The following is an 11,464-nucleotide window of genomic DNA, read 5'->3' on the forward strand; positions in this document are numbered from 1 at the left end:
GTCCGGGGGGCAGCGCCCCCCGGCGGGTCGGCCCGCAGGGCCGAAACGGTGCTTTCGGAAACGCGGCGCATCAGATCATCTCCTCCGCCTTCGCCGCGCGCGCCTGCTTGTCGAGCTTCTTCTGGTGCTGCGCGCGGAAGTCGGGCCGGAGGTTCGGCGCGCCTTCCCAGATACCGGCGGTGTCGCCTTCGCCCACGCCCTCGAAGAAGGCCTTCATGTGCGCCATTCGGTCCTTGTTCCCCATGGCCGCGTTGACGACCTGCTGGAGGCTGCCCGCGCCCATCGGGCCCATCAGCGGACGGGCGGAGATGAGATTGGTGAAATAGAGGCTCGGAATGCCGAGCTCCTTGCCTTTCTGCACCACCGGCGTCGTGCCGATGGCGAGGTCGGGGCGGATCGCCTCCATCGCGGCGCAGTCGTCCTCGAGGCTGGCGCGGAACTTCACCTTCACGCCGCGGGCTTCCAGCCATTCGACATCCGGCGCGGACCACTTCGTCTTCGGGCAGGCCGAGCCCACATAGGGCACCTCGGCGCCGCTCTCGATCAGGAGGCGCGCGACCAGGAGCTCCGATCCCTCGTAGCCCGAGAGCGTGATGGTGCCCTTGATCGGCGTCGCGGACAGCGCACCCTTAATGGCAGGAAGGAAGGCGTTCTGCGCCGCGGCGACCCGCTCGGCGGGGACGCCGTAGGCCTCGCCGATGGCGGCCAGCCACGCGGCGGTTCCGTCGTGGCCGACGGGCGCCGAACCCACCACCTTGCGCCCCGCGGCTTCGAACTCGCGGATCGCGGCGGTGTAGAAGGGGTGGATCGCGGCCACCACCTCGCTGTCCAGCGCGGAATATAGCTCGCGCCACTCACGGCAGGGAACGACCGGACCTGCCGCCAGACCGAGTGGCGCGAGCATCCCTCCGATTCCAAGAGGATCCGCAGGGAACATTTCGCCCAACAGCGTGACTGTCGGACGGTCTGATTTACCCGAGACAGGGGCCTGAACGGGACCGGCCTCCACCTCCTGTCGGGCATAGTTGAGCATCGCCCCGGCGAGGACATCCTTGGCCTCGGCATGGGTCGGCACCCCGAAGCCCGGAACGTCGATGCCGACGATCCGGACCCCATTGATCTCATCCGGCAGGAGCCGGAGAGGTACACCCGAGGCCGTGGGAACGCAGAGATTGGTGACCACGATCGCGTCGTAGCGCTCGGGGTCGGCCATCTCGTGCACGGCCTCGCGGATGTCTTCGAAGAGTTTCCCCGTCACCAGGGTCTCGGAATTGAACGGCACGTAGCCGACCGAGCGGCGGGCGCCATAGAAGTGGCTCACGAAGGTCAGGCCGTAGACGCAGCAGGCCGACCCCGAGAGGACGGTGGCGACCCGACGCATCCGGAGGCCCACGCGCAGCGACCCGAAAGCCGGGCACATCGACTGCGGCTTGTCGTGGGGGCCCTGCGGATAGTCTTTCGCGTAACGGTCGAGGATCTCGGACTTGCCGGCGGCGCGCGCCGCCTTCTCCATCTCGGCCGCGCCGGCGTGGCAGCCCATGCCGTCCCCGCCCGAAGGACCGGGCACGGCGGCGGCATCGGCCTCGGTCCGGGCTTCGCCCTGGATGACCTCGGCCTCGGCTGCTGCGTCGTATCTGATCTCTTCGGTCATGGTCTCAGGCCTCGTCGTAGATCACTTCGAGGGATTTCCTGGGCTTGGCGTTCTTGCCCCGCATGTCGGCGTCGGTGGCGGGCTCGAGCACGAAGCCCTCGCCGGTGTCCTTCCCGTCGAACAGCGCGAGCAGACCGTCCTGCGTCAGCGGATCGGGGTGCGTCGGGGGGGCGCCGGCCACGTTCTCGGCCAGCTCCGCGAAGAGCGCGCCCCACTGGGTGCGGTTGGTGCCGACGATCTCGTAGGAGGCGGACTTGCGCCGCAGGTCGTCGTCCGCCGGGATCGAGGCGAGGACGGGGATGTTCACCGCGTTGGCGAAGGCCTGCGCCTGGCCGGTGCCGTCATCCTTGTTGATGACCATGCCCGCGACGCCCACGTTGCCGCCGAGCTTGCGGAAATACTGCACCGCGGAGCAGACGTTGTTGGCGACGTAGAGCGACTGCAGGTCGTTCGAGCCGACGACGATCACCTTCTGCGCCATGTCACGGGCGATCGGCAGGCCGAAGCCGCCGCAGACCACGTCGCCCAGGAAGTCGAGGAGCACGTAGTCGAAGTCCCAGTCGTGGAAGCCCAGCTTCTCCAGCAGCTCGAAGCCGTGGATGATGCCGCGCCCGCCGCAGCCGCGCCCGACCTCGGGGCCGCCGAGCTCCATCGCGAAGACGCCGCCGCGCTTGAAGCAGACATCGCCGATCTTCACCTCCTCGCCCGCGAGTTTCTTCTGCGTCGAGGTCTCGATGATCGTGGGGCACGCCTTGCCGCCGAAGAGGAGGCTGGTCGTGTCCGATTTCGGATCGCAGCCGATCAGAAGCACGCGCTTGCCCTGCTCGGCCATCATGTGGCTGAGATTGGCGAGCGTGAAGCTCTTGCCGATGCCGCCCTTGCCGTAGATCGCGATGATCTGCGTCTTCTTGGTGGGCTCGGAATGCGGCACCTCGAGCGTGGGCTCGGACGCCTCTTCCCGGAGCTTGGCGTCGTAGTCGCGCAGGTTCGGTACGTCGAGGCTCATGCGGCGTTCTCCCAGTCCAGTATCATCTTCAGGCAGGCCGGATCCTCGAACGCCGTCTGGTAGGCGTTCGCGGCGTCGGTCGCCGGAACCCGGTGCGAGATCAGGTCGTCGAGGCCGAGGGCCCCGTGGTCGATGAGGTCGCGCGTGGCCACCAGGTCGTCGCGGGTCCATTCGGCCGCGATGCGGAAGCGCGCCTCGCGCATGAAGGCGGGCGGGAAGGCGAAGGACAGCGGCTCGGGGTAGAAGCCCGCGAGCACGACCTCGCCGCCCTTGGCGAGCCGGCCGATCAGCGTGTCCAGAAGGCCTGACACACCCGAAGCGTCGTAGATCGAGCGGTAGTCGCGGCGCGGATCGTCGTCCGGATGCACGACATCGTAGCCGCGCGCGCCCGCCATGCGGTCGGGGTTGATCTCCCACACCGTCGGCGCGGCACCGCCGGCGGCCAGCGTCAGCCGCGCGAGGAGCCGCCCGAAGACGCCGTGGCCGACGATGAGGTCGGGAAGCGTCGTGTTGAGCCCGGCGATGGCGTGCCGCCCCGTGGCGGCCAGCGCCAGGAGCGCGCCCTCGGCCCCCATGGCGCGGTCGATCTTCACCACGCGCTCGGCCGGCGTCACCAGCCGGTTGGTCGCGCCGCCGAAGAGGCCGCGGATCTCGCCGTAGCAGTTGGCGCCGGGAACGAAGACAATGTCGCCGGGGCGGAAGGACGTGCCCGGCCCCGCCTCGACCACCTCGCCGGCGGCTTCGTAGCCGGGGACGAGCGGATAGCCCATGCCCGGGAAGGGCGGCATCTGGCCGGACCAGAAGAGCTTTTCCGTGCCCGTCGAGATGCCCGAATGACGGATCTCGACCACCAGGTCGCCCGGTCCCGGTTCCGGCAGCGCGATCTGGCCGAGGCCGACCTTCCTGGGCGCTTCGAGAATGACGGAAGTGGCGTGCACTGGCTCGGTCCTATCGGTCGTCGCGGGCTTCGAACGGAGAATCCGGGTTTCCCGGTTTCCTGAGTGTCAGTTTAACCTGACACATTGGGATGTCAATGTGATTAGACATATCTTCCCACAATCCTCACGACTTCCGTGCCGTGACGAGGCCGGTGATGAAGGGACGTGCGGTCCTGACGGCCCGCGCGTCGGAAAATCCGGCCTCTCCAAGGAGCTGGCGGATCTCCTCGGCGCTGCGCACGCGGCCGGTCCGCATCGCCATGCAGTAGACGGCGAAGTAGGCGTCGCCCGCCCGCGAGGGTGTCTCGCCGCCCGACATCGGCTCGGCCACGAAGAGGCGACCACCCTCGGGAAGCGCGGCATGCGCCTTGGCGAGGAGCATCCGCACCGTCTCGTCCGAGTGGTCGTAGAGCACGCGCACGAGGCTGATCGCGTCCGCCCCCGAGGGCAGCGCGTCGGTGCGGAAACTGCCGCCGGTGATCGTCGCGCGCCCCGTCAGTCCGTTCGCGGCGAAGCGCGTCGCCGCCCCCTCGGCCACCACGGGCAGGTCGAAGAGATGGAGGCGCAGCTCCGGGTGGGCGAGGCCGACGGCGGTCAGGAAGGCGCCGGTCCCGCCGCCCACGTCGAGAAGCGTCGCGACCCCGCGCAGATCGAGCGCGCGCAGCGCCTCCTCGGCCACGAGGGTCTGGCTCTGGGCCATGAGGTCGGAATAGACGCGGGCCGTTTCGGGATCGAGCGCGGCACCCGCGCCGAAGACGTAGGGCCAGAATCCGGCGAGCTCCGTGCCGCTTCCGTCCGCGAAGAAGTCCGGCGCGTCCGCCAGATCGCGATAGAGCACGTCGTGATGCGCGATCATCTGCGCGAGGCCGGGAATGCCCGGCAGCGCCGCGCCCAGCCGGTCGAGCGCGTAGCGCCCGTCGCGCCGCCGTTTCAGGAGGCGCAGCGACGCCGCCGCCTGGCACAGCACGCGCATCCGCTGCGGCGCGATGCCGACCTCGAGGGCGAGCTCCTCCGCCCGCTTGGGGCGCACGGCGAGCCGTCCGGCGAGATCGAAGGCGACGAAGGCGCGCAGGACCTGCGTGTGGACGAACCCCGCCACCAGATCGAACAGGGCCTCGCCGTCGCGCCGGGCCATGCCGGCGGCGAAGGGCGTGCGCGCCGCGAGCTTCTGGAACGCGCGGGAGCCGACGAGGGCCGTGCGCCAGGCATAGAAGCGGTCGGACAGGCTGGCCCTCGGTCCGCGCGGATGCTCGCTCACGGCCATCGCGTCACGCGGTCTGTTGGGCGGGCACCACGGGCGTCAGGCGCTCGGCCGTCTTTCGCACCATCTCGCAGAGCGCGGCCTCGCCGGGGCAGGAGGGGATCGAGGCGATGGCGCCCGACAGGATGTCCTCGAGCCTGCGGATCGCGCCGCGGACGCCCAGTTCGGCCACCGCGTTCGGGCGTCCGTTGATCGCGTCCTGCTGCGCGGGCTTGCCCAGCGCCGCCTCGTCGTAGAGCGCGTCGCGCAGGTCGTCGGCGACCTGGAAGGCCTCGCCGATGCGGGCGCCAAGCTCGGTCCAGGCGTCCGGCTCCTCGCCCGCGGCGGCGGCGCCCATGCGCGTCGCGGCGGTGAACAGCGCGCCGGTCTTGGCGCGGTGATAGGCGGAGAGGTCGATCTTGTCCTCGCTCTCCCAGCCCTGCCCGGCGCAGATGCCGCCCGGCATGCCGGTCGATTCCCCGAGGATGCGAATCAGCGTGATCGCGCGGTTCGCGTCGTGGACGGCGGCGCGGGCCAGAACCTCGAAGGCGGCCACGATCAGCGTGTCCCCGGTAAGGAGCGCCAGCGGCTCGCCATAGGCGCGATGGACCGCGGGTTTGCCGCGGCGCGTATCGGCATTGTCGAAGCACGGCATGTCGTCATGGACGAGGCTCGCGCAGTGGATGAGTTCGATCGCCGTCGCCGCGGCATCCGAGAGCATCGGGCGGTCGTCGCCGCAGGCCATCGCCACGGAGAGGCAGATCGTCGGGCGGATTCGCGCGCCGCCGGGGGTGACGGCGTAGTTCAGCGCGGAGGCGAGGCGCGGCGGGGCAGAACCGCCCTGAGCCGCCGCGATGGCCGAGGAGACCGCGGCATCGATCCTGGTTTTCAGTGGCATGGGTCCCCCGGTCGCAAAGGAAGTCGTATGGAATCTGTCCGGCTGCGTGATCCGCCGTGTAAATTAGACTGGACATGTCCGGGCAATCTGTCAACTATAACTGACACTCGATCGGACGTTGCCGTGCCAGACCACGCACCCTCCCCCGCGACCCGAGCCGTCGTCATCGGCGCCGGAATAGGCGGAATGACGGCCGCGCTGCGCCTCGCGCACCGGGGCCTTTCGGTCGAGGTCGTGGACATGGCGCAGGGGCCGGGCGGCAAGATGCGCACGCGCGCCTCGGTCGCCGGCCCCGTGGACATCGGGCCCACGGTCATGACCATGCGACCCGTCTTCGAGGAGCTCTTCGCCTCGGTCGGCGCGCGGCTTGACGACCATGTGACGCTCGAGGCCGACACGATCCTCGCCCGTCATTTCTGGCGCGACGGGTCGACCCTGGATCTCCACGCCGACCCGGAGGCCAGCGCTACAGCCGTCCGGGCCTTCGCCGGGCCCAAGGCCGAGCGGGAGTTCCGCGCCTTCGCCGAGAGCGCGCGGCGACTCTACGAGGCCTTCGACCGCCCCGTGATGCGGGAGGCGGAGCCGAACCTCGCGGGACTGACCGCCGAAGTGATGGCTCGACCGTCCCTCATTCCTTCGATGGCGCCGGGCCTGACGCTGGCGCAGGGGCTCAGGATGCGCTTCTCCGACCCGCGCCTGCGGCAGCTCTTCGGGCGCTACGCAACCTATGTCGGCGGCTCGCCCTACCGCTCGCCTGCGATCCTGTCGCTGATCTGGCATTCCGAGGCCTCCGGCGTCTGGCGTGTCGCGGGCGGAATGCACCGGCTGGCGCAGGCGCTCCACAGCCTCGCGCAGGCGAAGGGCGCGCGTTTCCGCTTCGGCGCGGAGGCGCGGCGGATCGAGACGCAGGACGGGCGCTGCACCGCCGTTCACCTCGCCGACGGCACCCGTCTTCCGGCCGATGTCGTGGTGTTCAACGGCGACCCCAAGGCGCTCCACGACGGCCATCTCGGGCCTGCGGCGCGCGCCGTGGTCCCCGGTCGCGCCGTCACGCCGCGCAGCCTGTCCGCCTTCGTCTGGGGCTTCGCCGCCGAGCCGCGGGGCGTCGATCTCGCACATCACAACGTGTTCTTCTGCGAGGATCCGCGCGTCGAGTTCGGGGACATCGCGGCGGGGCGGATGCCGCGCGACGCCACGCTCTACGTCTGCGCGCAGGACCGGGGCGGCGCCGCGCCGGTCGGCCCCGAGCGTTTTGAGATCATCATGAACGGCCCGCCCGGCCACAAGGCGACCGACGAGGAACGACGAACATGCCGGACACGCACCTTCGAGACCTTGGCGGGGATGGGCCTGAGCTTTTCTCCGGTGCCGGACCTGACGCATCTCGCGACGCCCGCGGACTTCGCGCGGGACTTTCCCGCGTCGGACGGTTCCCTCTACGGGCGGAGCCCGCACGGGATGATGGCGACCTTCCACAGGCCGAAGGCGCGGACGGCCTTGCCGGGGCTCTACCTCTGCGGCGGGGGGACGCATCCGGGGGCGGGGATTCCCATGGCCTGCCTCTCCGGCCGGCACGCGGCCGAGGCGATCTGGAGCGACCTTGCTTCGACATCGACGTCCCGCCGGACGGCTACGCCTGGTGGTATGTCGACGGCATCTCGGACGATGGCGAACGCGCCATCTCGATCATCGGCTTCATAGGCTCGGTCTTCTCGCCCTGGTACCGCTGGAGCGGGCGGCGCAACCCGGCGAACCACTGCTGCCTCAACGTCGTGACCTACGGGCGCGGCGGGCGCTGGACGATGACGGACCGGGGCGCGGACGCGCTCGGCCTCTCGCGCGACCGGATCGATATCGGACCCTCCGCGATGGTCTGGGACGGCGACCGGCTTGTCATCGAGATCGACGAGATGTCGACGCCCCACGCCCAGCGCCTGCATGGGACGGTCACGGTGATCCCCTCGGCGCTGACGCAGGTGGAGCTGCCGCTGACGGAGGATGGCGCGCATGTCTGGCGACCCTTCGCGCCCAAGGCGGACATAAGGGTCGAGCTGAACCGCCCCGGCTGGACATGGGGAGGCCACGGCTATTTCGACGCGAATTTCGGGGTTCGCGCGCTGGAGGCCGATTTCGACTACTGGACCTGGGGCCGCTTTCCGCTGCGGGACGGCGCGGCCTGCTTCTATGACGCGACGCGACGGGACGGGACGGAACTGTCGGTTGCGGTGGGCTTCGCCGAGGACGGCAGCGTCCGGCCGATCGACCCGCCGCCGAAGGCCCGCCTCGCGCGGCCCGGCTGGATGGTCCGGCGCGAGACGCGGGCCGATGCGGGCTACAGGCCCCGGCAGGTCAAGGCGATGCTGGACGCGCCGTTCTACAACCGCTCGGCCGTGCGGACGCGGATCGGCGGGGAAGAGACGGTGGGCGTCCACGAGGCGCTCGACCTCAACCGGTTCCGGGGGCCATGGCTGATGCCGATGCTCGCCGTCCGGGTGCCGCGGCGGCGGGGCTGGCCGGGGTGGCTCTAGGCTAGTCCGCCGCGGCCAGGAGGATCGGCTGCCCGTGCGGCGTCGCGCGCGCGGCGTCCTGCCAGCGTTCGGTCATGGCGAGAACCTCCGAGGCGGCGGCGATCCCCTTCGCCTCGAGGAGCGCGACCAGCGCCTCCGACCAGACCTCCCAGTAATGCGACGCCGGCGCGCCCTGCACGCGGGGGCCGAAGACCTCCGCCCATTCCGACCAGGTGAACCGGCCCGCCTCGTTCAGCGCGACCGTCAGCGCGAAGAGCTGCGCCTGCCAGGGTTCCTCGAACGGGGCGTCAGGCGTGGTCAAGATAGGGCTCCCATGCATCGATGCTGACCGAGAGGGTCGGGTCGGCGTCCTCACCAAAAAGCTCCACCGCGTCGAAGCGGACGGTATAAAGCGGGCAGGGACGCTCGCCCTCGAAATGCGCGTTGGTGTCGGGATAGACGTGGCAGCCGTGGAGCGCGGTGATCGTGCCCACGTGCCCGCGCGCGTAGCCGGGCAGGCGCGTATGCCCCTTCGGCTGGTGGTTGCGGGTGCGGACGCGGTCGCCGACGCGGAACGCCGGCTCGGGCCCCGCGCGCTCGGTCGGGCCGCCCCTGGCCAGGACCGCCGGGACAGCCTCGGGCGAAAGTCGCCTGTCGGCGCGGTGGCCCGGTGTCCGGACCTCGCCCGTCGCCAGCTCGTCGCCCGAGGCCTCGCCCGCCCGCTCCAGCAGGATCTCCAGCGCGCGGAGCCAGATCTCGTAGTAGCTGGCATTGTAGTAGATCGCGGGCGGCAGGCTCTCGCGGACGTGGCGGGAGGCGTCGATGTTCCAGTATCCGAGCGCGGCCGAGGCCAGCGTCACGCCGAGGACGCGCTTTTCCCAATCGGCGTGGAAGCGGATGCTCTCGTCCTCCGGGATCACGCGCCCGAAGCCGTGACGGCCGCCGACATCCTGCGCGCCGTTCATGCCGGCGCTTTCAGGACGTCGCAGCCGATCATGCTGTCCCGCGTGACAAGGCCCGCGAGCGTCTCCGCATCTAGCCCCTCGGTGCCGGCCGGACGTTCGGGGATCACGAGATAGCGGATCTCGGCCGTCGAATCCCAGACGTGGATGCGCCGCTCCTCCGGCAGGGCCACGCCGAACTCCGCCAGGACGGCGCGCGGCTCGCGCACGGCGCGGGCGCGGTAGTCGGGCGACTTGTACCAGGCGGGCGGCAGGCCGAGCACGGGCCACGGGTAGCAGGAACACAGCGTGCAGACGACGAGGTTGTGCTCCTCTGGCGAGTTGAACACGGCGACCATGTGCTCCCCCTGCCGCCCGACGAAGCCCATGTCGGCGATCGCGGCGGTGGCATCCGCCTTCAGCCAGTCGGCGAAACCGGGGTCGGTCCAGGCCCGCGCCACGACCTGCGCGCCGTTCCGGGGGCCGACGCGATGCTCGTAGGTGTCGATGATGGCGTCGACGGCCGCCGGGTCGATCAGGCCCTTGCCGACGAGGATCGTCTCGAGCGCGCGCACCCGTGCCGTCATCGGGTCGAATTCGTTGTCGTGGTCGTGGTCGTGGTGGTCGTGCATGGTGCCCATCCGCTTTCCGCCAGTATCGGCCCGATGCCGCGACTTTCCAAGCATCGTCCTGCCAAACTTGCGGGACGGGCCGCAGCCATCCATATAGGCCCGAACGACGGAGGCCCCATGGCAGAGAGCGATTTCCCCGGCTGGCACGGCACCACGATCATCGGGGTGCGAAAGGGCAACGAGGTCGTCGTCGCGGGCGACGGGCAGGTGAGCCTGGGCCAGACGGTCATCAAGGGCAGCGCGCGCAAGGTGCGCCGCCTCTCGCCCGGCGGGCATGACGTGGTGGCGGGCTTCGCGGGCTCCACCGCCGACGCCTTCACGCTGCTCGAGCGGCTCGAGGCCAAGCTCGAGGCCACGCCCGGCCAGCTTCAGCGCGGCTGCGTGGAACTGGCCAAGGACTGGCGCACCGACAAGTATCTCCAGAAGCTCGAGGCCATGCTGATCGTGACCGACGGGCGGGAGCTCTACGTCATCACCGGCGCGGGCGACGTGCTGGAACCCGAGCACGGGATCGCCGCCATCGGCTCGGGGGGCATGTACGCGCTCGCCGCCGCGCGGGCGCTGATCGACACGGATACGGACGCCGAGACGATCGCGCGCAAGGCCATGAGCATCGCGGCCGACATCTGCGTCTACACCAACGGGAACCTCACGGTGGAGCGGATCGGCGGATGACCGGCCTCAGCCGCGACGACATCCGCGCGGGCGTCACCTCGGGCGTGCTGACGGAGGCTCAGGCGGCCGCGCTGATCGTGCTGTCCGAACGGCGCGCGGGCGTGCGCAAGCATGTCGACGGCCTCGACGAGCCCTTCGAGCTCTTCAAGGGGTTCAACGAGATCTTCATCGTGGTGGGTCTGACCATCCTGTATCTCGGCTTCGCCGGGGTCACGGGGATGACGGTGCTCGGCACGACGCAGGGCTACATCCTCGGAATGGCCTACGCGATCTTCGGGATGGGCGCGGTCGCGCTGCTCGCGAGCTACTTCACGCTGAAGCGGCGGATGGTGGCACCCTCCATCGCGCTGGCCATCATGTTCGGCCTGCTTTCGGCGCAGTTCGGCTTCGCCTTTTCGGCGATGCTGGATCTCGGCACGCCCGCCACGCTGACGACGGCGGCGGCGATTTCGTCGCTGTTCCTGTCGGGCTACTACGTCGCGTTCCGCGTGCCCTTCACGGTGGCGCTGATCGCGCTCTCGGTCTTCGCCACGGCCTTCGGGATCGCCACGCTCGGCGGTTCGTTCCCGGAGACGCCGCGCGACGTGTTCCTGCTCAGTGCGGACGGGCCCTTCGCGCTCCTGACGATCGTGCTGGGCCTCGTGGGCCTGGTCATCGCGATGCGCTTCGACATGTCGGACCCGCACCGGGTGACGCGGCGGGCGGCGGCGGGCTTCTGGCTCCACGTGATCGCGGCGCCGGCCATCGTGAACACGGTCGCGCTGACGCTGTTCGACGCGGGAACCGTCGCCGCGCAACTCGTCCTCGCGGCCTTCATCGCGCTCATGGCGGTCTTCGCCGTGGTGATCGACCGCCGCTCCTTCCTCGTGGCGGGCGTGGGCTATGTCGTCGCGCTCGCCATCACGGTGGTCGAGGGCCAGGCCTTCTTCGTGATCCTGATGCTCGGCGCGGGCCTCGTCCTGCTCGGCGCGCAATG

12 protein-coding genes are annotated in these 11,464 nt (G+C 70.3%); 4 read left to right on the plus strand and 8 right to left on the minus strand.

Annotation, left to right across the window (positions count from 1 at the left end; translation table 11 throughout):
• Positions 1–70: 70 nt before the first annotated feature.
• From bchY to ACTS11_RS01095, 5 genes are all read right to left on the minus strand, one after another.
• Positions 71–1,651 (minus strand): chlorophyllide a reductase subunit Y, encoded by a 1,581-nt coding sequence (gene bchY / locus ACTS11_RS01075; RefSeq protein WP_442638506.1) that lies wholly within the window; start codon positions 1,649–1,651, stop codon positions 71–73.
• Between the two features lie 4 nt (positions 1,652–1,655).
• Positions 1,656–2,657 carry a chlorophyllide a reductase iron protein subunit X gene (locus ACTS11_RS01080; RefSeq protein ID WP_442638507.1) on the minus strand — a complete coding sequence of 334 codons (1,002 nt, stop codon included), beginning with the start codon at positions 2,655–2,657 and terminating at the stop codon, positions 1,656–1,658.
• Positions 2,654–3,595, minus strand: coding sequence for a chlorophyll synthesis pathway protein BchC (gene bchC, locus ACTS11_RS01085; protein ID WP_442638508.1), 942 nt, complete (start codon positions 3,593–3,595; stop codon positions 2,654–2,656). The genes ACTS11_RS01080 and bchC overlap by 4 nt, the downstream gene beginning before the upstream one ends.
• Before the next feature lie 124 nt (positions 3,596–3,719).
• Positions 3,720–4,859, minus strand: coding sequence for a methyltransferase (locus ACTS11_RS01090; protein WP_442638509.1), 1,140 nt, complete (start codon positions 4,857–4,859; stop codon positions 3,720–3,722).
• A gap of 4 nt (positions 4,860–4,863) precedes the next feature.
• Positions 4,864–5,733 (minus strand): polyprenyl synthetase family protein, encoded by an 870-nt coding sequence (locus ACTS11_RS01095; RefSeq protein WP_442638510.1) that lies wholly within the window; start codon positions 5,731–5,733, stop codon positions 4,864–4,866.
• 123 nt (positions 5,734–5,856) lie between these two features.
• Here ACTS11_RS01095 and crtD point away from each other — a divergent pair, with 123 nt between their 5' ends.
• Together crtD and crtC are read left to right on the plus strand one after the other, a co-directional pair.
• Positions 5,857–7,434 (plus strand): 1-hydroxycarotenoid 3,4-desaturase CrtD, encoded by a 1,578-nt coding sequence (gene crtD / locus ACTS11_RS01100; RefSeq protein ID WP_442638511.1) that lies wholly within the window; start codon positions 5,857–5,859, stop codon positions 7,432–7,434.
• The gene (crtC, locus tag ACTS11_RS01105; protein WP_442638517.1) at positions 7,389–8,261 is read left to right on the plus strand and encodes a carotenoid 1,2-hydratase; all 873 of its coding nucleotides are present in this window, start codon (positions 7,389–7,391) and stop codon (positions 8,259–8,261) included. Before crtD ends, crtC begins: the two co-directional genes overlap by 46 nt.
• Position 8,262: 1 nt before the next feature.
• On the opposite strand, the gene ACTS11_RS01110 is transcribed toward crtC, so the two are convergent.
• Genes ACTS11_RS01110 through nthA form a run of 3 tightly spaced genes read right to left on the minus strand, consistent with a single transcriptional unit; the run spans position 8,263 to position 9,822 of the window.
• Positions 8,263–8,562 carry a nitrile hydratase accessory protein gene (locus ACTS11_RS01110; RefSeq protein ID WP_442638512.1) on the minus strand — a complete coding sequence of 100 codons (300 nt, stop codon included), beginning with the start codon at positions 8,560–8,562 and terminating at the stop codon, positions 8,263–8,265.
• Positions 8,549–9,205, minus strand: coding sequence for a nitrile hydratase subunit beta (gene nthB, locus ACTS11_RS01115; protein WP_442638513.1), 657 nt, complete (start codon positions 9,203–9,205; stop codon positions 8,549–8,551). The genes ACTS11_RS01110 and nthB overlap by 14 nt, the downstream gene beginning before the upstream one ends.
• Positions 9,202–9,822, minus strand: a complete 621-nt coding sequence (nthA, locus tag ACTS11_RS01120) for a nitrile hydratase subunit alpha (RefSeq protein WP_442638514.1) — start codon at positions 9,820–9,822, stop codon at positions 9,202–9,204. Before nthA ends, nthB begins: the two co-directional genes overlap by 4 nt.
• Before the next feature lie 108 nt (positions 9,823–9,930).
• Here nthA and hslV point away from each other — a divergent pair, with 108 nt between their 5' ends.
• Together hslV and ACTS11_RS01130 are read left to right on the plus strand one after the other, a co-directional pair.
• Positions 9,931–10,488 carry an ATP-dependent protease subunit HslV gene (gene hslV / locus ACTS11_RS01125; protein WP_442638515.1) on the plus strand — a complete coding sequence of 186 codons (558 nt, stop codon included), beginning with the start codon at positions 9,931–9,933 and terminating at the stop codon, positions 10,486–10,488.
• Positions 10,485–11,464: hypothetical protein (locus ACTS11_RS01130; protein ID WP_442638516.1), on the plus strand; the 980-nt coding region annotated here is incomplete at its 3' end. The genes hslV and ACTS11_RS01130, both read left to right, overlap by 4 nt.

Source organism: Roseicyclus sp. (assembly GCF_052168335.1).
Taxonomy (GTDB): Bacteria; Pseudomonadota; Alphaproteobacteria; order Rhodobacterales; family Rhodobacteraceae; genus Roseibacterium.